Annotated in this window: 25 protein-coding genes; 12 read left to right on the plus strand and 13 right to left on the minus strand. The window is 71.7% G+C overall.

Translation table 11 applies throughout. The features are described from left to right. Positions 1-78: 78 nt before the first annotated feature. Positions 79-744: a DUF998 domain-containing protein gene (locus AB0878_RS39235; protein ID WP_366586172.1), complete on the plus strand. Its 666-nt coding sequence runs from the start codon at positions 79-81 to the stop codon at positions 742-744. Between the two features lie 15 nt (positions 745-759). Here the strand turns inward: AB0878_RS39235 and AB0878_RS39240 are convergent, their stop codons facing one another. The 5 genes from AB0878_RS39240 to AB0878_RS39260 all read right to left on the minus strand — a co-directional run bounded on the left by AB0878_RS39240 (position 760) and on the right by AB0878_RS39260 (position 6,242). Continuing rightward, positions 760-1,152 carry a hypothetical protein gene (locus AB0878_RS39240; protein WP_366586296.1) on the minus strand — a complete coding sequence of 131 codons (393 nt, stop codon included), beginning with the start codon at positions 1,150-1,152 and terminating at the stop codon, positions 760-762. 364 nt (positions 1,153-1,516) lie between these two features. Further along, complete coding sequence (locus tag AB0878_RS39245) at positions 1,517-3,448, minus strand: AMP-binding protein (RefSeq protein WP_366586174.1); 1,932 nt, start codon at positions 3,446-3,448, stop codon at positions 1,517-1,519. Between the two features lie 38 nt (positions 3,449-3,486). Beyond that, positions 3,487-4,704, minus strand: a complete 1,218-nt coding sequence (locus AB0878_RS39250; RefSeq protein WP_366586176.1) for an acyl-CoA dehydrogenase family protein — start codon at positions 4,702-4,704, stop codon at positions 3,487-3,489. Positions 4,705-4,839: 135 nt separating this feature from the next. Continuing rightward, positions 4,840-5,463 (minus strand): TetR/AcrR family transcriptional regulator, encoded by a 624-nt coding sequence (locus tag AB0878_RS39255; protein WP_366586178.1) that lies wholly within the window; start codon positions 5,461-5,463, stop codon positions 4,840-4,842. A gap of 5 nt (positions 5,464-5,468) precedes the next feature. Then, positions 5,469-6,242 (minus strand): LuxR C-terminal-related transcriptional regulator, encoded by a 774-nt coding sequence (locus AB0878_RS39260; RefSeq protein WP_366586180.1) that lies wholly within the window; start codon positions 6,240-6,242, stop codon positions 5,469-5,471. 231 nt (positions 6,243-6,473) lie between these two features. On the opposite strand from AB0878_RS39260, the gene fabG reads away from it, so the two are divergent. The 10 genes from fabG to AB0878_RS39310 all read left to right on the plus strand — a co-directional run bounded on the left by fabG (position 6,474) and on the right by AB0878_RS39310 (position 16,500). Beyond that, positions 6,474-7,235: a 3-oxoacyl-ACP reductase FabG gene (gene fabG / locus AB0878_RS39265; protein WP_366586182.1), complete on the plus strand. Its 762-nt coding sequence runs from the start codon at positions 6,474-6,476 to the stop codon at positions 7,233-7,235. Positions 7,236-7,240: 5 nt separating this feature from the next. Next, positions 7,241-7,693, plus strand: coding sequence for a MaoC family dehydratase (locus tag AB0878_RS39270; RefSeq protein WP_366586184.1), 453 nt, complete (start codon positions 7,241-7,243; stop codon positions 7,691-7,693). 131 nt (positions 7,694-7,824) lie between these two features. Then, positions 7,825-8,850: a phosphotransferase family protein gene (locus AB0878_RS39275; protein ID WP_366586186.1), complete on the plus strand. Its 1,026-nt coding sequence runs from the start codon at positions 7,825-7,827 to the stop codon at positions 8,848-8,850. Positions 8,851-8,852: 2 nt separating this feature from the next. Continuing rightward, complete coding sequence (locus tag AB0878_RS39280) at positions 8,853-10,076, plus strand: acyl-CoA dehydrogenase family protein (RefSeq protein WP_366586188.1); 1,224 nt, start codon at positions 8,853-8,855, stop codon at positions 10,074-10,076. Continuing rightward, positions 10,073-11,251: an acyl-CoA dehydrogenase family protein gene (locus AB0878_RS39285; protein ID WP_366586190.1), complete on the plus strand. Its 1,179-nt coding sequence runs from the start codon at positions 10,073-10,075 to the stop codon at positions 11,249-11,251. Before AB0878_RS39280 ends, AB0878_RS39285 begins: the two co-directional genes overlap by 4 nt. Continuing rightward, positions 11,248-12,366 (plus strand): acyl-CoA dehydrogenase family protein, encoded by a 1,119-nt coding sequence (locus AB0878_RS39290; protein WP_366586192.1) that lies wholly within the window; start codon positions 11,248-11,250, stop codon positions 12,364-12,366. The genes AB0878_RS39285 and AB0878_RS39290 overlap by 4 nt, the downstream gene beginning before the upstream one ends. A gap of 155 nt (positions 12,367-12,521) precedes the next feature. Then, positions 12,522-13,376 carry an alpha/beta hydrolase gene (locus AB0878_RS39295; RefSeq protein ID WP_366586194.1) on the plus strand — a complete coding sequence of 285 codons (855 nt, stop codon included), beginning with the start codon at positions 12,522-12,524 and terminating at the stop codon, positions 13,374-13,376. A 478-nt stretch (positions 13,377-13,854) separates the two neighbouring features. Further along, positions 13,855-15,687, plus strand: a complete 1,833-nt coding sequence (locus AB0878_RS39300) for an amidase (RefSeq protein ID WP_366586196.1) — start codon at positions 13,855-13,857, stop codon at positions 15,685-15,687. After that, positions 15,684-15,884 carry a hypothetical protein gene (locus tag AB0878_RS39305; protein WP_366586198.1) on the plus strand — a complete coding sequence of 67 codons (201 nt, stop codon included), beginning with the start codon at positions 15,684-15,686 and terminating at the stop codon, positions 15,882-15,884. The genes AB0878_RS39300 and AB0878_RS39305 overlap by 4 nt, the downstream gene beginning before the upstream one ends. Before the next feature lie 55 nt (positions 15,885-15,939). Next, positions 15,940-16,500, plus strand: coding sequence for a GrpB family protein (locus tag AB0878_RS39310; protein ID WP_366586200.1), 561 nt, complete (start codon positions 15,940-15,942; stop codon positions 16,498-16,500). A 530-nt stretch (positions 16,501-17,030) separates the two neighbouring features. On the opposite strand, the gene AB0878_RS39315 is transcribed toward AB0878_RS39310, so the two are convergent. The 7 genes from AB0878_RS39315 to AB0878_RS39345 all read right to left on the minus strand — a co-directional run bounded on the left by AB0878_RS39315 (position 17,031) and on the right by AB0878_RS39345 (position 24,023). Beyond that, positions 17,031-17,642, minus strand: coding sequence for a TetR/AcrR family transcriptional regulator (locus tag AB0878_RS39315; protein WP_366586202.1), 612 nt, complete (start codon positions 17,640-17,642; stop codon positions 17,031-17,033). Positions 17,643-17,696: 54 nt separating this feature from the next. Further along, positions 17,697-18,671 (minus strand): phosphotriesterase-related protein, encoded by a 975-nt coding sequence (locus AB0878_RS39320; RefSeq protein WP_366586298.1) that lies wholly within the window; start codon positions 18,669-18,671, stop codon positions 17,697-17,699. A gap of 13 nt (positions 18,672-18,684) precedes the next feature. Then, positions 18,685-20,340: an AMP-binding protein gene (locus tag AB0878_RS39325; RefSeq protein WP_366586204.1), complete on the minus strand. Its 1,656-nt coding sequence runs from the start codon at positions 20,338-20,340 to the stop codon at positions 18,685-18,687. 221 nt (positions 20,341-20,561) lie between these two features. Next, positions 20,562-21,332: an SDR family oxidoreductase gene (locus AB0878_RS39330; protein ID WP_366586206.1), complete on the minus strand. Its 771-nt coding sequence runs from the start codon at positions 21,330-21,332 to the stop codon at positions 20,562-20,564. Next, positions 21,329-22,081, minus strand: coding sequence for an SDR family oxidoreductase (locus AB0878_RS39335; RefSeq protein ID WP_366586208.1), 753 nt, complete (start codon positions 22,079-22,081; stop codon positions 21,329-21,331). The genes AB0878_RS39330 and AB0878_RS39335 overlap by 4 nt, the downstream gene beginning before the upstream one ends. A gap of 212 nt (positions 22,082-22,293) precedes the next feature. Next, positions 22,294-23,013 (minus strand): alpha/beta hydrolase, encoded by a 720-nt coding sequence (locus AB0878_RS39340; RefSeq protein WP_366586210.1) that lies wholly within the window; start codon positions 23,011-23,013, stop codon positions 22,294-22,296. Next, positions 23,010-24,023, minus strand: a complete 1,014-nt coding sequence (locus AB0878_RS39345; RefSeq protein ID WP_366586212.1) for an alcohol dehydrogenase catalytic domain-containing protein — start codon at positions 24,021-24,023, stop codon at positions 23,010-23,012. Before AB0878_RS39345 ends, AB0878_RS39340 begins: the two co-directional genes overlap by 4 nt. Positions 24,024-24,282: 259 nt before the next feature. Between AB0878_RS39345 and AB0878_RS39350 the strand changes: the two genes are divergently transcribed. Then, complete coding sequence (locus AB0878_RS39350) at positions 24,283-24,663, plus strand: hypothetical protein (RefSeq protein ID WP_366586214.1); 381 nt, start codon at positions 24,283-24,285, stop codon at positions 24,661-24,663. 4 nt (positions 24,664-24,667) lie between these two features. Here AB0878_RS39350 and AB0878_RS39355 read toward each other — a convergent pair whose 3' ends face one another. Next, the gene (locus AB0878_RS39355) at positions 24,668-25,873 is read right to left on the minus strand and encodes an MFS transporter (RefSeq protein WP_366586216.1); all 1,206 of its coding nucleotides are present in this window, start codon (positions 25,871-25,873) and stop codon (positions 24,668-24,670) included. Positions 25,874-25,954 lie beyond the last annotated feature (81 nt).

A 25,954-nucleotide genomic window follows, 5' to 3' on the forward strand; every position in this document is an offset into this window, starting at 1 on the left:
AACGCCCCGGGTAACCTTCGGAAGTACGGGATCATCCACTCACAGCGGGCACATACCCGTCCTGGCTAATCTCGAAGGATGACCGCCCTCGCCGAGGACCGCCGCCCCGCTCTGCTGTCGATCGCCGGCATCGCCGCGTTCGCGATCGGCGCCGCGCTGGTCCTGCTCCTGCAACTGGTGCCGCCCACCGACGAGATCAGCGTGACCAGCCGGACCATCAGCGAGTACGGGCTGTCGGACAACAAGTGGGTGTTCGACCTCGCAGTGGTGCTGGTGGCCGTGGGCTCCGCCGTGACGCTCGCCGTGCTGCGGCTGCAACGGCGGTTGCCCGTGGTCTCGGCTGTGTTCGGTGCACTGTGGACGATCGGCTTGCTCGTGATCGTGGCGTTCCCGAAGACCAACTGGGCCACGGCCACCGGCGGCGCCGCGGGCGGCACGCTGCACCGGGTGGCCAGCGTGGTCGCGTTCGTCTGCCTGCCGCTGGCCATCCTCGTGGCCGCGCGCACGACGTTCCCCCATTCGCCACGCCGCCGGTTCGCCGCGCGGCTGCTCGCCGTGCTGTCGCTGGGCTGGCTGGCGATCATCCTCGGCGCCGTGGCGGTCGCCGCGGTCAACGACGAACGCTGGTGGCTGCTCATCCCGCTCGGCCTGGTCGAACGCGGGATGGCGCTCACGGAGCTGGTCGCGCTGGCGGTGCTGGCGGCGCCGGTGCGCGCGAAGAAACCGGCCGGCGTCCCGAGCTGAGGCCCGGGCCGACGATCAGAACTCGTCGCCCTGCCCGAGCTCGTGTTCGAGCTGGTCGGCGCGGGCCACCAGGGCACGCAACGGCCGGTCCAGCTCGTCCTCGATGTCCAGCGAGGCGAGCGGCACGGCGTGCTTGATCAGCGCCACGCCGTCGACCACGGCCGCCCCGCCGACCCCGGACTCGCCGACGAGCTCCAGCAGCCGGCGCAGGTCCACGCGGTCGGCCCAGCCGACGGGCGAGGACAGCTCGGCCCACGCCACCCCACCGTGGTCGGGCAGCAGGTGAACGGTCGCCTGCTGGCTCCGGCCGTCCTCGGTGGGCAGGCGGAAGCGCAGCCAGCCGTCGTGGTCCTCGAGCACCTCGTACCGCAGGCGCACGAAACTGATCACGTCGTTCCAGATCGTCACGGTCGACACCTCTCGCCCCTCGGCCACGGCGCCAGCTTATCGGTCAGCCGCGCCGCCCCGCCCGGCGCACGCTCCGGCGAACCGGACGCGCCGCCGGTTGCCGCGGCCGTCGCCAGGAGAGCTTGATCGGCCGACGCCGCCGCAGCGCACGGCCCCGGGCTGCCACCGGCGGGTCGCGCTTCTTCCCCCGGCGATCGGCCGCGCGCCGATCGGGGCCGCGAAGGTGGCCCGCAGGTAGGAGTGGACCCCGCTTCAACCGGCCGGACGGCCGCCCTCGGTCAGTCGCGCCACCCCGCCGGGCGCACGCTCCGGGCGAACCGGACGCGCCGCCGGGACGGGGTGGCGGCTTCGCGGGGCGGGAGGGTCAGCGGGCGGCGGACACCGCCGTCAGCACTGCGTCCAGGGCGCCCGGGTCTTCCATCGCGCTGGTGTCGCCGCGCGGGGCGCCCTCGACGAGGACGTCGCGCAGGAGGCGGCGCATGGTTTTGCCCGTGCGGGTCTTGGGCAGGGCCGTGACGGGGTAGACCTTGGCCAGCCGCGCGTAGCCGCCGAGTTCGTCGCCGACGCGGCGGATCAGCTCGGCCGACACGGAGTCGGCGTCGGCGCCGGCCAGGAGGGTGACGAAGGCGATGGGGACGGTGCCCTTGGTCGGGTCGGGCACGCCGACCACGGCGGCCTCGGCGACGCGCTCGTGGGCGGTCACGACGCCCTCGATCTCCATCGTGGAGATGCGGTGCGCGGCGACGTTGATGACGTCGTCGGCGCGGCCGAGCACCCACAGGTGGCCGTCGTCGTCGAGGACGGCTTCGTCCTTGGTGTTGTACTTGCCGGGGTACTGGGTGAAGTACGCCGACAGGTACCGCTCGTGGTCGCCCCACACCGTGCGCGCCAGCGTCGGGAACGGGCGGGTGATCACCAGGTTTCCCTTGGTACCGGGGGGAACCGGCTCGCCGTCGTCGTCCACGATCTCGCAGTGGTGGCCGGGCAGCGGCCGCCCGGCGGAGCCCGCCTTCAGCGCGTCGACGCCGGTCACCGGGTAGGTCCAGGTGGAGCCCGTCTCGGTCTGGCCGTAGGCGTTCACGATCGGCACGTCGAGGTGCGCGGTGCCCCAGGTGAACGTCTCGGCGTCGAGCGGCTCGCCCTGCACGGTGATCAGCTTGAGGTGCGGCAACGGGTGCGCGGCGCACAGGTCCTCGCCGAACGAGCGCAGCATCCGCACCACGGTCGGCGCGGCCAGCACCTGCGTGACCTCGTGGCGTTCGCAGAACTCGTAGAACCGTTCCTTCGTCGGGGTGTCGAGCGCGCCTTCGTAACACGCGATCGTGGTCCCGCACGCCAGCCCGCCGATCACGGCCTGGATCGGGAAGGTCAGCCAGCCGACGTCGGCGGCCACCCAGTACACGTCGCCTTGTTCGAGGCCGGCCTGCCAGTAGGCGTTGGCCCACGTGCCGACCAGGAACCCGGCGACCGAGTGCACCACGCCCTTCGGCGTCGACTCCGTGCCGCTGGTGAAGATCAGGAACGCCGGGTCGTTCGCCTCCAGCGGCACGGCCGGCGTGCCTTCGGGGTGCCGGGCGACGAGGTCGGCGTAGGAGACCTCACCGGCTTCGAGCGGCAGGTCGCGGCCGGTGCGGTCGAGCACCACGACGTGGCCGAGGTCGGGCAGGCCCGGCCGGGCCGTGCGCAGGGTCTCCAGCAGCGGCACGAGCTTCCCGCGCCGGTAGGACGCGTCGGCGACCACCACGGCCTTCGCGCCGGAGACCTTGAGCCGCGCGGCCACGGCGTCCTTGCCGAAGCCGGAGAACAGCACCGTGTAGATCGCGCCGATCCGGTTGCACGCGTGGATGGCCGTGAAGGCCTCGACAAGGTTCGGCAGGTAGATCGCGACCACGTCGCCTTTGCCGACGCCCAGCTCCAGCAGCCCCGCCGCCAGCGCCGAGGTCTCGCGGGCGAGCTCGGCGTAGGTCACCGTGCGGGTGTCCCCCGGCTCGCCCTCCCACACCACGGCGGCGCGGTCGGCCGTCGCGGGGTCCTCGGCCCAGCGGTCGACGCAGTTGTCGGCGACGTTGAGCAGCCCGCCCGTGAAATAGCGGAACTCGGGCAGGTCACCGCTGCGGACCTCGTCCCACGGCCGCATCCACCGCTGCTTGCCCGCGGCCCAGGCCCAGTACTCGTCCGGGTCGCGGTCGTGCAGCGCCCGTGCCTGCGCGATCTCCTCGGCCCGGCTCGCCGAGCGCCACCGGTCCGGAAGTTCCTGCAACGGAACGGAGATCAGCTGTTCCACACTGTCGGCCACGGCACACTCCCTTGTGTGTTCGATCGATCGGCACCTGCTCAGACGGCCAGCCCCAGTGAACGCGCGATCAGCATCCGCTGCACTTCGGACGTGCCCTCGCCGATGGTGAGGATGCGGGCGTCCTGGTGGTGGCGGGTCGCGGCCGTCTCTTCGATGAAGCCGTAGCCTCCCTGCAGCTGGGTCGCCAGGTAGGCGGCCTTGTTCGCGGCTTCCGACGCGACCAGCTTCGCCGTGGCGGCGGCCTCCCTGATCGACAAGCCGTGATCGTACTTCCACGCGCCGTCGTACGTGAGGGTGCGGGCGGTGGCGGCGAGCGCGGCGATGTCCGCGGTCTGGAACGCCACGGCCTGGTGGTGGCCCAGCTGCTTGCCGAACGACGTGCGCTCGGTGACGAAGCGCAGGGTGTCGGCCAGGCAGCCGCGGGCGAGCCCGGCGCTCATCGCGGCGATCGGCAGCCGCGCCCAGGTGAGGAACTCCAGCGCGTCGCGGTAACCGCGGCCCGGTTCGGACAGCAGCGCGTCGCCCGGCACGCGGACGTCGTCGAAGAACAGCGGGTGCGTGTCGGAGGAGCGCCAGCCCAGCTTCGGGTACCCCTTGCCGACGGTGACGCCCGGCGCGTCGAGCGGCACGAGGAACGCCGAGACCGGCGGCCGGCCGCGCTCGTCCTCGCCGACCGCGGCGAGCAGGATCACGTAGCGCGAGAACGGGGTGCCGGAGTTCGTGATGAACTGCTTGGCGCCGTTGATGATCCAGCCGTCGCCGTCCTGGCGCGCGACGGTGCTGATGTTGCCGGCGTCCGACCCGCCCGACGGCTCGGTGAGGCCGATGGAGATGAACGTCTCGCCGGTGGCGGCCGAGGGCAAGATCTCGCGGCACAGCTCGGGCCGGTCCTGGGCCAAATGAGCCAGCAGCGCGGCACAGATCGCCTGGACGTGCACGGTGACCGCCAGCGAAGAGTCCACTGTGGCCAGTTCCTCGATCGTCAGGCAGAGCGTGCGCAGGTCGGCGCCGGCGCCGCCGAACTCGGCCGGCACCATCAGGCCGAAGACCCCGAGCCGCCCCGCCGCGCGGACCAGGTCCGCGTCGAACTTCGACTCGATGCTGCGCCGGGAAGCCTCGGGCGCCACCACTTCGGCGGTGAACTCCCGCACGGTGTCGCGCCACTGCAGGTGCTCGGGGGTGAAGGCCCAGGGCAGCTCGTACCCGTGGTCGGCGAGCTGGCCACCCCGCACGGAGTTCGTGGTGGTCGCGGTCATTCGGCATCACCTGTTCTCGGGGGTCCCGCCTCGGGGTGGCGGGAGCACGGGATCGTCGGGCCCAGCCGGGGACTGGGCCATCCGGACCAACGGTAGGTGCGGCGCGGTCGCGCGGATACCCACGAGTGGGGGTGGTCAGCCGCCCGTGCCGAGGAACGGCGCGACGAGCAGTTCGGCCAGCTCGTCCGCCAGCTCCGCGGGACCCACCTCACCGGCCGGGTCGTACCAATCGGGCAGGTAGGCCAGCGTGCCGTACGCGATTTCCAGGCACAGCCGCGCTTTCCGCGGGTCCGTGCCGAGCTCCAGCGCCGTTTCCTCGAACACCGTCGCGTGCTCGCGCCGCAGACTCAGGACGGCTTCCTGAAGCGCGGGGACGCTCACGCGCGCTTTGAAGAACAGCGGGACGTACTCGGGGTAGTCGCGGACCTCGATCAGCACCTGTTCGCGGAACAGCCGCCGCAGCCGTTCCCGCGGCTCGGGTTCGGCCTCGACGATCGCGCGCAGCCGGGCGGACACGTCGGCCGCCGACTGGCGCAGGCAGCGCAGGAAGAGCTCTTCCTTCGACGAGACGTAGTAGTAGAGGCTGGCGCCGCGCAGGTCCAGCTCGGCCGCGATGAGGTCGAAGTTCGCGCCTTCGTAGCCGTGGAGGGCGAACACCCGCGCCGCGGCGCGTTCGAGCCGCGCCACCCGTTCGGCCCGCTTGCGCTCGGCCCGGGTCACCGGTGCTTCTCCGGCCCCGCCGGCCGTCAGGCTCCCCACCGCGGTCACGGTAGCAAGCCGGCCATCCGCGCGCGGTAGACGGCTTCGCCGCGGGTGTGACTGTCCAATTTGGCCATCGCGCTCTTCAGGTACGACTTCACGGTCTGCACGGTGAGGCCGAGCCGCCGGGCGACGTCCACGTTGGCGTGGCCCATCGCGACGGCCGTGAGCACGTCCAGCTCACGCGGCGAGAGCCGGATCGGCAGGTCGTCCTCCGCCGGTTTCCCGGACAGGCTCGCGCCCAGCTCACGGAGCCGCCGACGCACCTCGGGGTCGGTGACGGCGGCCGCGATGTCCTCGAGCTCGGCGGCGATGTCGCCGGCCGAACGCCGCGGCGGGCTCGTCGGTTCTTCCACGGCAGAGCGCTTCACGAGGTCGACCGCCCGGTCGATCAGGCCCTCACCGAACTCCACCGACGTGCGCGCCGCGCCGTACACGACGTCGCGCACCACCCCGTCGGTCTTCACGGGCACGGCGAACATCGCGCTCAGGCCCTCCCCCGCCACAGCGCCGTCGAACCGGTGCGTGATGCCCTTGGCCGCCACGTAGTCCCGGACGAACACCGGCCGCTCCAGCGCGATGCACCGGCCGCCGACCCCCTCGCCCCGGGGAATGACCAGGTTGCGCAGCAAATCGGTGCGCGCCCCGTCGAACCGGTCGAGCACGAACGTGCCCGTGCCCCGGTCCACCCGCGCGGCGAACGCGACGTCCACGGGCTCGAGCGCCCGGACGGCGCGAAGCACCCCGTCGACGCGGGCTCGCGGTGTCGCCGTCGACATCCGCGCCTCCTTCCGCCACGTGCTGAGACCCAGGTCACTTTACGCAGGGGGTCCTGGAATTTCTAGTCGAGCCTTGAAATCCGGAGGCCGGGAACCCCGCCCCGACCGGGCGAAAATGAGGCCGGTCACAGTGGCCTGCCGAAGGGCCCCCGGGTATCTTCGCCTAAGCAATCGCTTAGCCGGGCAGAGTGCGTGCCCGATCGCTGTTTCTCAACGATGAGGAGGGTCCTCGTGACCGATTCCCCCGCCCGGGTTGCCATCGTGACGGGAGCCGGCCGCGGCATCGGTGCCGCCGTCGCTCGGCGCCTCGCCGCCGACGGGTTCGCCGTCGGCCTGCTGGACCTCGACGAGTCCGCGGTGAAGGCCGGGGCCGAGGCGATCGTGGCCGAGGGTGGCCGGGCCGTCGGCGTCTCGCTGGACGTCAGCGACGCCGACCAGGTCGAGGCCGCCGTCACCCGTGTCGCCGAGGAGCTCGGCGCGCCGACCGTGCTGGTCAACAACGCCGGCATCACGCGCGACAACCTGCTGTTCAAGATGACCGAGAACGACTGGGACTCGGTGCTCGGCGTGCACCTCAAGGGCTCGTTCCTCATGACGCGTGCCGTGCAGAAGTACCAGACGCAGGAGAAGTGGGGCCGGATCGTGAACCTGTCCAGCACTTCGGCGCTGGGCAACCGCGGCCAGGTCAACTACTCCGCTGCCAAGGCCGGCATGCAGGGCTTCACGAAGACCCTCGCCATCGAGCTGGGCAAGTTCGGCGTCACCGCGAACGCGATCGCGCCGGGCTTCATCGCCACGGACATGACCGCGGCCACGGCCGAGCGTCTCGGCATGGACTTCGAGGACTTCAAGAAGGCGGCGGCGTCGCAGATCCCCGTGCAGCGCGTGGGCACGCCGGACGACATCGCGAACGTGACCTCGTTCCTGGTGAGCGAGGGCGCGGGCTTCGTCTCGGGCCAGGTCATCTACGTCGCCGGCGGACCGAAGGACTGATGGCCATGCGCGTGTTCACGAACGTCGACGAGTTCGCCGCCGCGGCGGGCGAGCACCTCGGCGAGAGCGAGTGGCTCACCGTCACGCAGGAGCGGGTGCAGCAGTTCGCCGACGCCACCGACGACCACCAGTGGATCCACCTCGACACCGAGAAGGCCGCGGCTGGACCGTTCGGCACCACGATCGCCCACGGGTTCCTCACGCTTTCGCTGCTGCCGCACTTCGGCTCGCAGGTCTACCGCGTCGACGGCCTGAAGATGGGCATCAACTACGGCCTCAACAAGGTGCGGTTCCCGCAGCCGGTGAAGGTCGGGGCGAAGGTGCGGGGCAGCGCGGACCTGCTCGAGGTGACCGACGTGCCCGGTGGCAAGCAGGCTGTGGTGCGGTGGACCGTCGAGATCGACGGCGAGGCCAAGCCGGCCTGCGTCGCCGAGTTCGTCGCCCGCATGATCGCCTGAACCACCCACGACACCGCCCGACAACCCGCCTGACCACGCGAAAGGCACCCGGCCCGGGGACACCCGGGCCGGTGACTGTACGACATACCGACTAGTCGGTAGCGTGGCCCGGTGACCCCCGAGGAGGCCCGATGACCCCGTCCGACCCGCCAGGACTCGACCTGGCCCGCCTGCGCGCCTACCTCGACGAGCAGCGGCCCGGCCTGGTCACCGGCGAGCTGACCGCCGAGGTGGTGCAGGGCGGCCGCTCGAACCTCACCTACATCGTGGGCGACGGCACGCACCGCTGGGTCGTCCGCCGGCCGCCGCTCGGGCACGTGCTGCCGACGGCGCACGACATGGCGCGCGAGTTCAAGGTGATCTCCGGCCTGGCCGGCACGGCGGTCCCGGTGCCGGGCACCGTCGTGCTGTGCCAGGACGCCGACGTGCTCGGCGCGCAGTTCTACGTGATGGAGTTCGTGGCCGGCACGCCGTACCGCACCGATTCCGAGCTCGAGAAGCTGGGCGCCGAGCGCACGCGCGAGATCGGGTTCCGGCTCGTGGACACGCTCGTCGACCTGCACGCCGTGGACCCGCAAGCGGTGGGGCTCGGCGACTTCGGCCGGCCCGACGGCTTCCTCGAACGCCAGCTGCGGCGCTGGAAGAAGCAGCTCGACGGCTCCCGCAGCCGCGAGCTGCCCGGCGCCGACGAGCTGCACGACAGCCTCGCCGCGAAGCTGCCGACGTCGGGCCCGGCCACGATCGTGCACGGCGACTACCGGCTCGACAACGTGCTCGTGGACGGCGACGACCGCATCACCGCGGTGCTCGACTGGGAGATGTCCACCCTCGGCGACCCGCTCACCGACCTCGCGCTGATGGTGGCCTACGCCGAGCGCGACAAGGTGTCGCTGCAGATGGTGTCCAACGCGAGCTCGGCGCCGGGCTACCCGAGCCCCGACGAGGTCGTCGCCCGCTACGCCGAGCGCTCCGGCCGCGACGTGTCGGCGCTCAACTGGTACGTGAGCTTCGCGTTCTTCAAGCTCGCAGTGATCCTGGAAGGCATCTACTTCCGCTACAGCAAGGGCCAGACCGTCGGGTCCGGGTTCGAGGGCATCGGCGACGCCGTGGCCCCGCTCGTCTCGCACGGCTACGAGACGCTCAAAGAGGAGAAGTAGTCATGGATTTCGCGTTCGACGCGCGCACCGAGGAGCTGCGCGGGCAGCTGCTCGAGTTCATGGATTCGCACGTCTACCCCGCTGAACCGGTCTTCGAGGAGCAGCTCGCCGAGCGCGAGAACCCCTGGTCGTCGGTGCCGGTGGTGGAGGAGCTCAAGGCCGAGGCGCGCAAGCGCGGCCTGTGGAACTTCTTCCTGCCCGGTGCGGACGGCGCGGGCCTGACCAACCTGCAGTACGCGCCGCTGGCCGAGATCACCGGCCGCAGCCCCCGGCTCGCGCCGACCGCGGTCAACTGCGCCGCGCCGGACACCGGGAACATGGAAGTGCTGCACATGTTCGGCAGCGAGCAGCAGAAGAAGCAGTGGCTGCAGCCGCTGCTCGACGGCGAGATCCGCTCCGCGTTCGCGATGACCGAGCCCGACGTGGCCTCGTCCGACGCGCGCAACATCGCCACCAGCATCCGCCGCGACGGCGACGAGTACGTGGTCAACGGCCGCAAGTGGTTCATCTCCGGCGCGATGAACCCGAACTGCAAGATCATGATCGTGATGGGCAAGACCGATCCGGACGCCCAGCCGCACCAGCAGCAGAGCATGATCCTGGTGCCGCGCGACGCCGCGGGCGTGACCATCAAGCGCGGCATGCACGTGTTCGGCTACACCGACGGCGACCACGGCGGTCACGCCGAGGTCCTGTTCGAGGACGTGCGCGTGCCGGCCGAGAACCTGATCGCCAACGAGGGCGCCGGGTTCGCGATCGCCCAGGCCCGCCTGGGCCCCGGCCGCATCCACCACTGCATGCGCGCGATCGGCATGGCCGAGCGGGCGCTGGAGCTCATGTGCCGCCGCACGCTTTCGCGCGAGACGTTCGGCAAGCCGATCGCCGAGTCGGGCGTGGTGCAGGACTGGATCGCCGAGTCGCGCGTGCGCATCGAGCAGCAGCGGCTGCTGGTGCTCAAGACCGCGTGGCTGATGGACACCGTGGGCAACCAGGGCGCGCACACCGAGATCCAGGCCATCAAGATCTCCACCCCGATCACGGTGGAGTGGATCCTGGACAAGGCCGTGCAGGCGCACGGTGCCGGTGGCGTGAGCCAGGACTTCCCGCTGGCCGAGCTGTGGGCGGGCGTGCGCACGCTGCGCCTGGCCGACGGCCCGGACGAGGTGCACAAGCGCTCGCTGGCGCGGCGTGAGCTCAAGAAGTACCGGGCGGAGGCCGGCCGATGACCCCCGACGACCTCCAGGCCCAGGTGGCCGGGTTCCTGGCCGCGCACGACCCGAAGACCACCGACCGGCTCGAGTTCCTGCGCGCCCGCTACGACGCGGGCCTGGCGTGGGTGCACTTCCCCGAGGGCCTGGGCGGCCAGGGCGCGCCGCGCGCGCTGCAGCCGGTGGTCGACCGCGCGTTCGCCGCGGCCGGCGCGCCGGACAACGACCCGCGCCGCATCGGCATCGGCCTCGGCATGGCCGCGCCGACGATCCTCGCGTTCGGCACCGACGAGCAGCGCAGCCGCTACCTGCGTCCACTGTGGACGGGCGAGGAGGTGTGGTGCCAGCTGTTCAGCGAACCGGGAGCCGGCTCCGACCTCGCCGCGCTGGCCACGCGCGCGGTGCGCGACGGCGACGACTGGGTCGTGACCGGGCAGAAGGTGTGGACCTCGGGTGCGCACAACTCGCAGTGGGCCATCCTCGTCACGCGCACCGACCCGGACGTGCCGAAGCACCAGGGCATGACGTACTTCCTGTGCGACATGACCGCGCCCGGCGTCGAGGTGCGGCCGCTGCGCCAGATCACCGGCGAGGCCGAGTTCAACGAGGTGTTCCTCACCGGCGTGCGGATCCCGGACACCCAGCGGCTCGGCGCCGTCGGCGAGGGCTGGAAGGTCGCGCAGACCACGCTGATGAACGAGCGCGTGGCCATCGGCGGCAACGCGCTGCCGCGTGAAGGCGGCCTGATCGGCATGGTCGCGAAGACCTGGCGCGAGCGGCCCGAGCTGCGCACGCCGGAGCTGCGCGACCGGCTCGTGCAGCACTGGGTGGAGGCCGAGTCGTTGCGGCTGGCCGCTTCCCGGCTGCGCCAGCAGCTCACGGCCGGTGCGCCGGGGCCGGAGGGCTCCGCGATGAAGGTGGCGTTCTCCGAGCTGAACCAGAAGCTCACCGGGCTGGAGATCGAGCTGCTCGGCGAAGAGGGCCTGCGCTACGACGACTGGACGCTGCGGCGGCCGGAGAAGGTCGACTTCCTCGGGCGCGAGGCGGGTTACCGCTACCTGCGCGCGAAGGGCAACTCGATCGAGGGCGGGACCTCGGAGGTCCTGCGCAACATCATCTCCGAACGCGTGCTGGGGCTGCCGTCCGAGCCGCGGGTGGACAAGGACGTCGCCTGGAAGGACCTGCCGCGATGAGCGAGCTGCCCACCCCGGACCTGCTGTACTCCGACGTCGAGGAGGACCTGCGCGCGTCGGTGCGCGACCTGCTCACCGACCGGGCCTCACCCGCGGCGCTGCTGGCGCGGGTGGAGACCTCGGAGCCCTACGACCTGAAGCTGTGGAAGACGCTCGCCGCCGACCTCGGCGCGGCCGGGCTGATGGTGCCCGAGGAGCTCGGCGGGCACGGCGCTTCGGCGCGGGAGACGGCCGTGGTGCTCGAAGAGCTGGGACGCAGTGTGGCGCCGGTGCCGTTCCTCGGCAGTGCGGTGCTGGCGACGTCGGCGCTGCTGGCCGCGGGCGGTGACGTTGCGGCCGAGCTGCTCCCCCGGCTCGCCGCCGGTGAGCTGACGGGTGCGCTGGCCGTGCCGCTGTCGACCGCGCCGGGTGCGGCGTTCCCGGCGACCGTGTCCGTGAACGGTGACGGGACGCTGAGCGGGCGGGCCGGCACGGTCGTCGACGCGTCCGTGGCCGAGCTGCTCGTGGTGCCCGCGACCGGGCCCGACGGGCCGGGGCTGTACGCGGTGGAGGCCTCGGCGGCCCAGGTGACCGAGCTGGTGTCGCTGGACCTCACGCGGCGCGTGGCCGACGTCGAGCTGACCGACGCCGCGGCGCGGCTGGTCGTGAGCGGCGCGGCCGCGGAGGCGGCGCTGGACACCGCGCTGACCACGGCGGCGGGGCTGCTCGCGTCGGAGCAGACGGGGCTCACGGAGTGGGCGCTGACGACCACCGTCACCTACCTCAAGGGCCGCTACCAGTTCGGGCGCCCGGTCGGCGGGTTCCAGTCGCTCAAGCACCGGCTGGCGAACCTGTACACCGACCTGGTGAACGCGCGCGCGACGGCGCGGTACGCGGCCGACGCGCTCGCCGGCGGCTTCGACGTGCCGATCGCGGTGGCCGTGGCGCAGGCGCGCGTCGCGCCGATCGCGGTGCACGCCGTGGAGGAAGCGATCCAGCTGCACGGCGGGATCGGCATGACGTGGGAGCACCCCGCGCACCTGTTCCTCAAGCGCGCCAAGAGCGACGAGCTCGCGTTCGGCACTCCGGGCCGGCACCGCGCGCGGCTGGCGGATCTCGTGGACCTGCCTGCCTGACGTCGTTTTTCCGGGCCCCGCCCGCCGTTTCGGCTGGCGGGGCCCGCGCCCGTGGTGGACACTGTGGACGGTGGTGCCCGGCACGTACGAACAGGCGGCAAGAGTGCACTTTTTCCTGTGGTGGCCGGAAGCTTCGGCTTCCTAGCCTGGTGATCATGGTCCCGGGCACCGAGCAGCTGACGATCACCGTCGGCACCCACCGGCACAGCGCGCTCGCTGCCGGCCCCGAGTCCGGGGAGCTCGTCCTGTTGCTGCACGGATGGGCGGAGTTCGCCGATTCGTGGACCACGGAACTCGCGGCGCTGGGCGCGGCCGGCTACCGCGCCGTCGCGGTCGACCAGCGCGGCTACGCCTCGGGCGCGCGGCCGCTCGACGTCGACCAGTACTCGGTGCGCCACCTCATCACCGACGTGATCGCCTTCGCCGCGGCGCTGGGGTCCGACCGCTTCCACCTCGTCGCGCACGACTGGGGCGGCATGGTCGGCTGGGCGTTCGCCAGTGCGCACCCCGACCAGCTGCGCTCGCTGACGATCCTGACCACCCCGCACCCCGCCGCGCTGCACCGCGCCGCCACCGACGACACGCGCCAGTTCCGCGACCTCGGCTACGTCCGCTTCTTCCGCCACCTCGACGGCCGCGCCGAGGCCTCCCTCCTCGCCGACGACGCCGCCGAACTACGCGCCGCGTACGGCGACCGTGTGCCCGCCGACCTGGTCGAACGCAACATCACGCGCCTGACCGAGCCGGGCGCCCTGACGGCCACGCTCAACTGGTACCGCGGCCCGGCCGCCAGCGAGTTCGACATCCCCGCCGGGCGCATCTCCGTGCCGACGCTGTACCTGTGGGGCAGCGAAGACCCGTACCTGGGCCGGACGGCCGCCGAGCTGACCCGCTCGTACGTCGACGGCGAGTACGAGTTCGAGGTGGTGGAGGGGGCCAGCCACTGGCTTCCGGAGGAGGCCGGGGAGTTCATCGTGCCGCGGCTGCTGGACCACTTGAAACGGTACTAGCTCACCTCACAACCCGATCGCACCCAGTCACCTTCGGCGAGCCACCGCAGCCGGCTGAGCGGCAGGTCGAAGGCCTGTTGGCCGACGACTGGTGAAGTCGGCCTGCGGGTTTTGCGAACGGTGCACGGACGCCGATCCCGCCAGCGTGGCAGGCCTGGCCGGCCAGTGTCGGCAGGCCCTGGCCGGCCGAGCGGTCAGGGGGCCGGCGATGCCGAAGGTCGCGGGTGGTGGAACGGGTCGTCGCGGGAGCGACCGGGGACACTCAGCGCGGGAGCCCGTTGCCGCCGAAGGCACGGTGTTTGCCCGAGCAGGCCGGACCTCACGGCACCACAGTCCGGTGTGTCTGAACACGAAATGTGCTCGCAATACACGAAAACTCGCCCGCAACCAGGGGGTCCTAGCGTCTCGCCTGCCCTTCCCCACCGGTTCAGAAGCGAGGCAGTACGTGGCACAACCAGGAAGACTCACGCGGAGATCCGTGCTCGGCGGCGCAGGCGCGGCGGTCGCCGGCGGCACCCTTTCCCTCACGCTGGGAGCGGCGCCGGCGAGTGCGGCGCCGGCCGGCGGGCCGGCGTTGCCGTCGGTGAGCCAGATTCCCCACCGTGGCCGGCTCGTGGACTACGAGATCACCGAGCTCGCCGCGCTGCTGCGCGCGGGGCGCACGTCCAGCGTGGAGATCACCCAGGCCTACCTCAGCCGGATCTCGAAGCTCAACGGTCCCTTCGAGGTCTACGGCGACAACGGCGCGTACAACGCGTTCGTGCGCGTCGACACCGCCGGCGCGCTGGCCGCCGCGCGAGCCGCCGACCAGCGGATCTCCACCTGGCGCCGGCACGGTGGCGACCTGTCGCCGCTGTGCGGGATCCCCATGGGCATCAAGGACTCCGTGGGCATCAAAGGCCTGAACGCGCAGGACGGCAGCCCGGCGTTCACCGGCAACAAGGCGCTGCAGGACGCCACGGTCGTCGCGCGCCTGCGGGCGGCCGGCGTGGTGCTGCTGGGCAACACCATCTGCTCGGCCTTCTCCGGTTCGATCACCGGCACGTTCGCGGGCAACGCGTGGAGCCCGTCGCACGTGCCGGGCGGGTCGAGCCAGGGCTCGGGGGTCGCGCCCGTCGCGCGGCTGGCCGCGGCCTGCATCGGCGAGGAGACGGGCGGCAGCATCATCATGCCGTCGGCCGCGAACGGCGCCAGCGGGATCAAGCCGTCGCTGGGCACGGTGTCGATCGCGGGGCTCATGCCGCTTTCGCCGGGCTACGACGTGCTCGGCCCGATCTCCCGCAGCGCCCGCGACTCGGCGCTCATCCTGAGCACGATCCTCGGCCCGGACGCGGTGAACGACCCGCAGACGCTCTCGGCACCCCTGCCGTTCCCGGCGATCCCGTCGTCGCCGCGGCCCGGGCGGACTCCGTTGCGGGGCTTGACGATCGGCATCCCGCAGACGGACTGGATGAACGTGGGCGGCACCATCAAGACCGGCGTCAGCCCGCAGGACACCTACGGCGCGGAGCACCTGAAGGCGTTCAACCGGCTGGTGGGCCAGCTGAAGAGCCTGGGCGCGCAGGTGAAGGAGTTCCCCGGTCTGGACATGACCGACCCCGCGCAGAACCCGTACTTCGCGTCGGCGGACGTGCTGGCGACGGTGGACGGCTCGCCGGTGTCGCCGTCGGCCGCGGTGGTGAACGCGAACCGCTACGAGGTCCGGTTTGTCGCGGCGGTGGCGGACTTCTGCGCGAGCGGCATCCCGACGGCCGACGCCGTCGCCACCCTGACCAGCCAGTACGGCCGGCGCGCCCCCGGCGAGGCGGCGGCGAGCTTCGCCAGCGCCGACCGCTTCAACGGCGGCATCCCCGCCTCCGTCCGCTACGAGGGCGAACAGCGGCGGCGCCGGCTCATCGCCAACTACACCAAGGCTTTGGAGGACGCCGGCGTCGACTTCATGCTCGTCCTGGCCCTGGGCGACGTGATCGGCCAGCGTGCCGGCGGCGGCCCCGGCTTCCCGGTGTACCGCGCGTACTACCAGGTGCCGAACGCGCTGGGCTGGCCCATGGTGAGCTTCCCCGTCGGCTACACCGCGGGCCTGCCGATCTCGGCCCAGTTCTGGGGACCGCGCTTCGCGGAGCCCGCCCTGGTCCAGTCCATGGTCGACTACCAGGCCCACTTCCCCGAGTACCACACCGCGGCCCCGCCGGACCCGGTCTTCGGGACCCTCACCCCGAAGCTCGCGCCGCGCGCACTCGCCCCGGCGGTCGAGGACCCGACCAACGACCCGATCCTGGGTGAGGAAGCGATCCGGAGGGCACTCTCGTGAGCGTCACCGAACCCACCCGGTTCCTGACCGTGGACTTCTCGACCCCGGTGGACATCGGGTTCCTCCCGCAGCACGCGGAGACCCCGGCCGTGCCCCCGCTGACGATCGGCTGGGCGCCCCGGCTGGGCACGACCTACCTGCCCTTCGACCCGGCGGATGAAACAGTGCCGACCGACCGGACGCCACCTCGCCCGTGAAACCCCCGGCGGGCACCGACGGAAACTGTCGGTGCCCGCCGGTAGCGTGCCGGCTGTGAGTGGACCTCCGGCCTGGGCTTACGAGAAACCGCACGTCACCGCACCCGACCCCGCGTGGCCGGCGCGCGGTGCCGAACTGTGCGCGCGGCTGGCTGTGGTGCTGAAGCCGTGGCTGGTCGACGGGGTGGAGCACGTCGGGTCCACGTCGGTGCCCGGGTTGGCGGCCAAACCGGTGGTGGACGTGATGGCTTCGGTTTCGGACATCGACGTGGTGGTCATTTCCGCCGGCGCGGCTCTCGCGGCCGACGGCTGGGCCTACGTCCCGCCTTCGCTGGACGTCGCCTCACCGTGGCGGCGCTTCTTCGTCCTGCCCGACGCCACCGGCGAGCACCGAGTGGCCCACCTCCACGTCCTCCCGGCCGGCCACCCGCGCTGGCACGCCCAACGCACCTTCCGCGACGCCCTGCGCGCCGACCCGGCCCTGGCCGCGGAGTACGCCGCCCTGAAACACCGCCTCACCACCGAAACCACCGACCGCGAGGCCTACACCGCCGGCAAAACGGCCTTCGTCACCCGCGTCCTCACACACCACGGGGTGATTCTGCCGACGGAGTGAAGTGCCCACAGCGCGACGGACGTCGGCAGCAGGCCCGCTGACGTGAACCACCGGGTCGCCGACGATGTCCGTCGCGGACGCCGGCCGCAACCCCGGCGGCACCGGACCCGGCCAGGGCGGCAGCCGGCCCGGCACCAGCGGGTTCGGTTGCGGCGGACTCGGCGGCAACCGCCCAGCCACAGCCAACCCCGCAACAACCAACTCGCCGGCAACCCGCCCGACCGCAGCCAACTCGGTAGCACTCGACGCGACCGCAATGCGGGCCCGACCGCAGCCAACTCACCAGCGACCGGCGCCGCGGCAGTCGGCCTGGCGGCGGGCAGGGCGAAGTCGTCGCCGGCCAAAGGATCCGCAGCGCGCGGGACTCCGGCACAGCACCTTCGTGGTGGACGTGCTCGAACCCGGCACAGCGCGAGATCGCGCCGGTTTCCGAATTCAGTGGTGCGATCGGCCCCCGGCCGATCCGACCGCTGAATTCGGAAGCCGGCTCCAAGGCGATCTCGCACGCCTCGGTGGAGCCGAGGCAGAAACTACGGCCGGAGCATTGACAGCAGCAGGTCCGCGAATTGGTCGCCGACCTCGCGCGCCGACAGGGAGCCGCCGCGGCGGTACCACGTGCCGAGGTGGTGGACCGAGCCGAAGAAGAAGTCCACGACCAGGTCGGCGGGCTTGTCGGCGCGGAACTCGCCGGAGGCCTGGCCTTCTTCGATCAGGCGGCGGAACCGTTCGTGGTACTTGCGGCGTTCGGCGCGCACGGCTTTGCGCTTGTCGGCGCTGAGCTGGTGCATGGACTGCAGGAAGATGGTGTTGTCGTCGAGGTTGTCGATGCTGCTGACGACCACGTCGGACGCGGCGGCGGCCAGCCGTTCGCGCAGGGGCGCCGCGCTGGAGGCGACGCGTTCGAGCTGGGAGGTCTGCTCGCGCAGCACGCGGGCGTAGATCTCGTAGAGCAGGTCGTCCTTGGAGCCGAAGTAGTGGTACATGGCGCCCTTGGTGACGCCCGCGGCCTCGACGATCTCCTGCACCGATGTGCGGTCGAAGCCCTTTTTCGCGAAGAGCTTCGTCGCGTGCTGAAGCAGGCGGCGAGGCACCGCGGGCGACTCGTCGGAGACGACGGCCTTGCGCGTGCCGGCCCGGGTCATCGCCACACCCCCTCCGGGAACTCAGAGAACAGCCAGCCTACCGGCCGTGGCCGGTCAGTACGCGCCGCCGTGGTCGAGCAGGCGGCGCGGGTTGTCGACGAGCATCGTGGTGAGGTCGGCTTCGCTCACGCCGCGTTCGCGCAGGGCGGGCAGCACGTCGTTGGTGATGTGGAGGTAGTGCCAGTTGGGCAGCACGGCCTCACGCACCGGTGCCTCGAGCCAGTCGAAGTAACACGACGCGTCGTGCGAGAGCACCATGCTGCGCGCGTACCCGCGCTCACACATCGCCGCGACCGTCGCCACCCGCTGCTCGAACGGCAGATACACGTCCACGCCGAAGCGGTCCATACCCAGCAGCGAACCGCGGTCGGCCAAGGCCGTGAGGTAGTCCAGGTCGGCCGAGTCGCCACTGTGCCCGATCAGCACCCGGGCCAGGTCCACGCCCTCGGACTCGAACACGTCCTGCTGCTCCAGCCCCCGCCGCGTACCCGCGTGCGTGTGGGTCATGATCGGCACACCCGTGGCCCGGTGCGCCTTCGCGACCGCGCGCAGCACCCGCTCCACACCAGGCGTCACGCCCGGCTCATCGGTGGCGCACTTGAGCACTCCGGCCTTCACACCCGTCCCGGCGATGCCCTCGGTGATGTCGCCGACGAACATCGCGACCAGCGGATCGTCACCACCGAGCATCGTGCCCGGCCCGCGCAGCGAAAGGTAGTGCGGCAACTCGTTGTAGGTGTAGAGCCCGGTCGCCACGACGATCTGCAGCCCCACCTCGGCCGCGACCTTCTGCACCCGCGGCACGTAACGCCCGAGCCCGATCACGGTCGGATCCACGATCGTGTCGATCCCCGCGTCCTTGAGCGCCTGCAGCTTCGCGATCGCCTCCGGGACGTGCACGGACTCGTCGAACCCGTCGTGCTCCGGATAGTTCGCCACGAACTCGGGACTCAGCACGAAAATGTGCTCGTGCATCAGCACCTTGCCCAGCGCCGCCGGCTCCACCGCACCACGGACCGTCTCGACCACCGTCACGTCCTCCCTAACCTCGGGCGCGCAGCTCGCGCCTCAGGATCTTCCCGCTCGTGGTCTTCGGCAGCTCGGCGAGCACCTCGACCGATCGGGGGTACTTGTAGGCGGCCAGCCGCTCCCGGCAGTAGGCCACGAGCTCGTCCGGATCGGGCGCCGCGCCCGGAGCCACGCTCACGTACGCCTTCACCGTCTCGCCGCGGTACTCGTCCGGCACGCCCACCACGGCCGCCTCCCGGACGTCGGGGTGCGTGTACAGCACGTCCTCGACCTCGCGCGGCCACACCTTGAACCCGGAGGCGTTGATCATGTCCTTCTTGCGGTCCACGACGTAGACCCAGCCGCGTTCGTCCATGAACCCGATATCGCCGGTCAGCAGCCGCCCGCCCGGCAGCGCCTCGGCTGTGGCGTCGGGCCGGTTCCAGTAGCCGGGCACGACCATGGGCCCTTCGACGGCGATCTCGCCCGCCTCGCCGAACGGCAGCTCCGTGCCGTCGTCGGCGAGGATCCGCACGATCACGCCCGGCACCGGCAGCCCGATCGACAACGTGCCCGAAGCCGGGTCGACCGGCGCCTCGACACCGCTGGGCACCACGACGCAGCCGGCCGTGGTCTCGGTGAGGCCGTAGCCGTTGTGGATGTACTGGCCGAACCGGTCGCGGAACGCGTTGACCACCGCCGGGGGCAGCGCCGCGCCGCCGGAGTACAGCGCGTCGAACGAGGCGAAGTGCTGCGGGGTGACGTCCGGGTGCGCCATCAGCGCCATGTACGCCGTCGACGGGCCGACCATGTACGCGGGCTTGTGCTCCAGCAGCGCGCCGAGCACCACGCCGGCTTCGAAGCGGTACGCGAGCGCCAGCGTGCCGGCGATCTCGATGGCGTAGGCGACCTCGCACACCATCCCGGTGATGTGGAACAGCGGCGCGAGCGCGAACACCGTCGCCCCCGGCTCGACGCGGCCGGCGCCGGCGAGGATCGCGGCGTTGGTGCCGAGGTTGCCGTGGGTGTTGGTGGCGCCCTTGGGTTTTCCGCTCGTGCCGGAGGTGTAGCTGATCAGCGCGACGTCGTCGAGGCCGAACGCCGGGTCGGGCGGCGGGTCACCGGGCGTCGAGCGCAGGACGCCGAGCAGGTCGGCCGCACCGGGCGTCGCCTCGCGGCGCACCTTGCCGAGCACGCGCTCGTCGTCGCGGGTCTGGAGGTCGAGCTCGCTCGTGGTCACGGCGATCGTCACGGAGCTGTCCGGCACGAGGGCGCCGATGTAGTCGTGCCAAGCGGTTTGCGAGCAGACGAGCGCTTTCACGCCGGCGTCGGTGAGCACGTGGCCCAGCTCGCCCGCGCGGTACATCGGGTTGACCGGCACCACGATCCCGCCGGCCTTCCACGCGCCGAGCAGGGCGATCACGAACTGGGGGATGTTCTGCAGCACCAGCGCGAGCCGCTCACCGCGGCCGAACCCGGACGCGGTGAGGTGGCAGGCGAAGGCGTCGGAGAGCTCGTCGAGTTCGCGGTAGGAGATCCGGGCGTCGAAGTAGGCCAGCGCCGTGGTCTCCGGCGCCTGCGCGACGGTGCGGCGGAACGTGACCAGCGGCGTGGTCGGCGTGAACTCGCTCGCGGCGGCGCGCTGCTCGTCGTAGCTCGCGAGCCAGGGCTTCGCGTCGTACCAGCTCATCCCGCGCCCTCCCTTGGACACCGACCAGTCGGTATGGCGACGCTAGAGACCGCGCGGGCTGCGCGTCAACCCCGCGCACCCGGAACGGGCACACCGGCGGGCACGGCCGGGCAGCCGACGCTCGAAGCACCCCAATGTGGCGTTCGGTGCACTCAACGCACCGAACGCCGCATTGGGTGCGTTGGGCGCAACCAACGCCACATCGGGGTGGTCCGGGCCGGTCAGTCCTCCGGCAGGGCCTCGATCTTGCGCTGCAGCTTGTTCATCCCGCCGAGCCAGCGGTCGGTTTGGGTGGCGCGCAGGGCGTAGTAATCCGCGACCTCCGGGTGCGGCAGCACGAGGAACCGGCCTTCGTCGATGGCGGTGAACAGCGCGTCGGCCACCTGGTCGGGGTCGATCGCCGACGCGCCCATCAGCAGCTGGCCGCGCGGGCCGCTGCTCTCCAGCATCGCGGTGCGCACGCCCTGCGGGCAGATGGCCTGCACCGTGATGCCGCGGTGGCGGTAGGTCGCCGAAAGCCACTCGGCGAAGGCCAGCGCGCCGTGCTTCGTCACGGAGTACGGCGCCGAGCCCAGCGTCGTGAGCAGGCCGGCGGCCGACGCGGTGGCGATGAAGTGCCCCTTGCCGCGGTCGAGCCACGCGGGCAGCAGTTGCTTGGCGGCGCGGACGTGGGCCATCACGTTGACGTCCCAGGTGCGGGCCCAGTCGTCTTCCGTCGACTGCTCGTCGCCGAAGGGGGCGACGCCCGCGTTGGCGCAGAAGACGTCGATCTCGCCCAGCGTCTCGCGGGCGGCCGCGAGGAGCTTCGCGACGCCGTCTTCGCTCGCGACGTCGCCGGCGAAGGAGGTGCCGCCGACCTCGGCGGCGACCTCCGCCGCGGCTTCGCCGTTGAGGTCGGCCACGACCACGCGCGCACCGTCGGCCGCGAAGCGCCGGGCCAGCGCCCGGCCGATCCCGCCGCCGCCACCCGTGATGACGACCCCGGCGCTCACAGGCCACCGCCCAGGGTCACGCCGCCGTCGAGGACCACGGTCTGGCCGGTCATCCAGCCCGCGTCGTCGGAGAGCAGGAACGCCACCGCGCCTGCGATGTCCTCGGGCACACCGAGGCGCTTCATCGGGTAGGCCGCCGCGACCTCCTCTTCCTTGCCCTCGTACAGGGCGGTCGCGAACTTGGTCTTGACCACGGCCGGCGCCACGGCGTTCACGCGGATCTTCGGCCCCAGCTCGGCGCCGAGCTCCTGCGTCAGGCGGATCAGCGCCGCCTTGCTCACGCCGTACATGCCGATGCCGGGCGACGCGCGCAGGCCGGCGATCGAGGCCACGTTGACGACCGAGCCGCCGTGCTCGCCCATCCACGCGTCGCGGGCCCGCCGGGTCCAGGCGATCGGCGCCAGCACGTTCACCGCGAAGATCTTCGCCGCGGCGGCCGGGTCGATGTCGAGCGTGGACCCGTAGACCGGGTTGATGCCGGTGTTGTTCACGAGCATGTCGAGCCTGCCGAACCGCTCGATCACCTTGGCGACCGCCTCGTCCTGGTGCCCCGTGTCGTCGGCCTTGCCGGGCACGGCGATCGCGAAGTCCTCGCCCCCGAGCTCGGCGACGGCCTCGGCCAGCGGCTCGGGCTTCCGCGCGGTGATGCACACCTTCGCGCCCCGCTCGACCAGGCCCTTCGCGATGGCGAGGCCGATCCCGCGGCTGGCGCCGGTCACGATCGCCACGCGGTCCTTGAACGAGTTCACAGCACTGGCCTCCTGTTCTGCCGCGCACCCCGGCGGCTAAGCGGTCGCTAAGTGGAGGCTACCGCCGTCCGGGAATCGGGTCGCCGCGATCACCGCCGGAGGCGCCGGACACGCGTTCACCGGCCGAGCTCCTCCACCAAGGTGGGCGCTGGTCAACCGCGGGTTGACCAGCATCCTTGCCGGCGCCGCAGGGCCGGCAAGGATGCGGCTGTTCAGCGAACGGCGTTCGCCAGCCAGCTTCGCGCCTCGATCCAACTGTGGTGGCTCGGATCGATGAGCTCGAAGTGACCGACGTCAGGCAGCTCGAGGTAGTCGACGGCGTCCCCCGCGTGCCGAGCCGCGGCGACGTAGTCCCGGCTGTGGTCGACCGGGACGCGTTCGTCGGCGTCGCCGTGGACGACGAGGTGCGGCTTGCCGAGCGGCAGGCGGAACCGGGGCGAAGCGGCCCGGTAGGAGCCGGGGTCGGCTTCGGGTGTGGTGCCCATGAAAAGCGGGGCCGCACCCTCTCCGAGGCCCTCTTCCGCGGATCGTGGCAGGTCGGTGACCGGGGCGAGGGCCACGGTCAGGTCCACGGCCGCGGACGCGGCGGCCAGCAGCGCGAGGTGCCCGCCCGCCGAGTGTCCGATCGCGACGACCGGCCCGCCCGGATCCCGGTGCTGCCGCACGGAATCGATCGCCTCGAGCACGTCGGTGAGTGTGCCGGGCCAGCCGCCGGCGTCGCCGTCGGTGCGGCGGTACTCGACGTTCGCCACGGACCAGCCCCGCTCCGTCAGGTCCGCGCACAGGGGATCCATCTGGTCCAGGCCGTGCCGAGCTCGCCAGAACCCGCCGTGCAGCAGCACCGCGAGCCCGCGGCTGCGCGGCGGAACGGGCCAGAGCTCGACGAACTGGCTGCGCGAAGAGCCGTATCCGAGCACGGCCTCGGGCTTCACGACCACGGACCGTGCAGGGCCGCGCGGATCACGTTCTCCGGGCGGTCGGTGTTCACGCGGAACGCCTCCTGCGCCTGCGCCCACCCGAACCGGTGCGTGATCACCGCTTCCGGGTCCAGCACACCTTCCGCCACGAGCCGCACCGACTCGGGGTACTGGCCGGGACCGCCCTTGACACCCACCACGGTGAGCTCTTTGAGCAACACGCTGGCCGGCTCCATCAGCTGCGGCGCACGACCCACCAGCGCGACGACCGAACCCGGCGTCGCCAGGTCGTCGGCCAGCGCGACACCGGCGGCAGCCGCGGAAGTCTCGACGATCAACCGCGAACCCGGACCGACGTCGACGGCCTCCGGTGCGTGCGCCGGCAGCCCGACCGACGCCGCGAGCTCCCGGCGGGCCGCGTGCGGCTCGAACACGTGCGGCGCGTAGCCGTGGTGCTTGAGCACCAGACCCAGCAGGATCCCCAGCGGACCTCCGCCCACCACCGCACACGGCAGTGGTTCCGGCACCACCGGCAGTACCCGCTTCAGCAGGTGCAATGCCACCGCAACCGGCTCCAGCACCGTCGCCGCGAGGTCGGAAACCTGGTCGGGCAACGGAACGACGAGGCGTTCGGGCACGCAGACGTACTCGGCGAGCAGGCCCGGACCGAGCATGCCCAGGTACCCGCCGTCCGGGCACAGCTGGGTACGCCCGGCGACGCAGTGCTCGCACTGTCCACAGTGGGCGACCGGGTCGATCGTCACCCGTTGCCCGACCGACACTCGGGTGACGCCGTCGCCCACCGCCGCCACCTCGGCGGCGCCGTCGTGCCCGACGATGTGCGGGTAGCGCGCCGCACGCCCGCTGTACATGTGCAGGTCCGTGCCGCACAGGCCGAGCGCCCGCATCACCACGACGACCTCACCCGGCTCCGGCTCCGGCACCGGGCGCGGCCGGGTGGCGAACCGCTTCGGTTCGACCAGCTCGATGACGCGACCGCCGGCGCGCACGTTGACCACGGCCATCAGATGACCCGGTACTTCCCAGGCGCGACAACCATGAATGCTCCTCCTGAGGTGTGGTTCCGTCCCTCGGCCACGGTGGCCGGCAGCCGCGAATCTATAGCGTTGTCGTGACGGTCGTCAACTGTTCGCCATATGCAACCTCGGCTTCACGTCACCGCCGACCTGGTCGACCTGGCCCCATATGGCGTACTTGTGACGGTCGACACGAGTGCTATATCCTTCGCGGCGGTCAATGCGGACCAGTTGCCGGGAGGTTGACGTGTACGTAGCACTTTTCTGGGGCAAGGTCTGTCCTGAGTGGCAGAACGACGAGTACGCCACGATCGGGGCGCGGATGTTCGAACGGGCGTCGTCGATGCCTGGTTTCGTTTCCTTGCACAAGTTCGACGTGCCGGACGGCCGGGAACTGGCGATCGCGTACTTCGAGACCGAGGAGCACATGCGGGCCTGGTACAACGATCCCGAGCATCGGGCCGTCGAAGCCTTGGGGCACCGCGAGATCCTCGACGACTACACCATCGAAATCCTGCAGATGACCCGCTCGTACACGAAATCGACGTCGACCTTCGCGGCAACCACAGAGGAAACGTGTGCTGCTGACGCCCTCGTCGTGAGCGCGCGGCAGCCGATCACCTCGTAGCGGCTCAGGCGGCAGCACCCGGCCGCTTCGAGGGAAAACCGTGTGTGCCGGCGGTGATCACAGTGATCAGTACCGGAGCGAGGAGCACGAGGACGGCCCAGGGGAAGGATGCGGGGCCGAAGCCGTCGAGGAGCAGACCGCCGACGACCCCGGCGACCGCGATCGCGGTGTTCCACAGGGTGACGAGCATGGCCTGGGCGATGTCGGCAGCGGCACCGGCCGCGTCGGCCACGGCCGTTTGCAAGAGAGTGGCGACGCCGCCGAATCCCAGTCCCCACAAGGCCCCCGCAGCGTAAACCGCGACAGCGCTGTCGGCGAGCACGGCCAGGACCGTGGCCGCCGCGGCGAACAACACGGTGCTGGCGACGGTGAGAGTGCGCAGGCGACGATCGATGAGCACGCCCACCACCCAGATGCTCAGCACCGACGCCGAGCCGAAGACGAACAGCACCAGGTCGACGGTGCCGCCCATGCCCAGCCCGCCGAGGAAGGTGGCGATGTAGGTGTAGAGGATGTTGTGCGCCAGGACGACGAACAGGACCGGCGCGACGCCGGGGAGCCGGAGCGTCCGGGCCATCGGAGCCCGGCCGCGCCGGGCCTCCCCGGGCAGGTCCGGGACCGAGAGACGGATCCACCCGAGCAGGACGAGCGCGAGCGCGGTCATGGACCAGAAGGTGACCCGCCAGCCGAGTGCTTGGCCGAGAAGGGTTCCCGCGGGAACCCCGAGCGAGAGGGCGAGCGGCGCGCCCGCCATCGCGATAGCCGTCGCCTTCCCCTGGAGCGGGCCGGCCACCATCTGCCGCGCGTATCCGGCCATCATCGCCCACACCAGCCCGGCGGCCACTCCGGCGATGAACCGTCCGGCCATCGTCAGCACGTAGTAGTCGGAGACGGCCGTGACGGTGTTGGCCACGGCGAACCCGGCGACCGTGGCCAGCAGCAACCGTTTGCGCCGCCACCTGGACGTCGCCGCGGACAACGGGATCGCCGCGACCGCGGACCCGATCGCGTAGATCGTCACCGCCTGCCCCATCGCCGATTCGCCGACCCTCAGGTCCGCGCTCATCGCCGGCAGCACCCCGGCCGGCAGCGCCTCGGTGAGAATGGTGATGAACGCGGCAGTGGCCAGCGCCGCCAGGGCCCCCCACGGGAGCTTGTGGTGCACGCTCGCGTCCGGGGTCTCGACCGGTCGCGGGGTTTCGTATCGCATGCCGCCAGGATCGAACCTTCACACGGATGTCAAGGTCAACGCGCCCCTCGGTGAGGTCGGGCACACGCGTCCGGGCCGGAC

Origin of the sequence: Amycolatopsis sp. NPDC047767 (assembly GCF_040704195.1) — a bacterium.
GTDB lineage: Bacteria > Actinomycetota > Actinomycetes > Mycobacteriales > Pseudonocardiaceae > Amycolatopsis.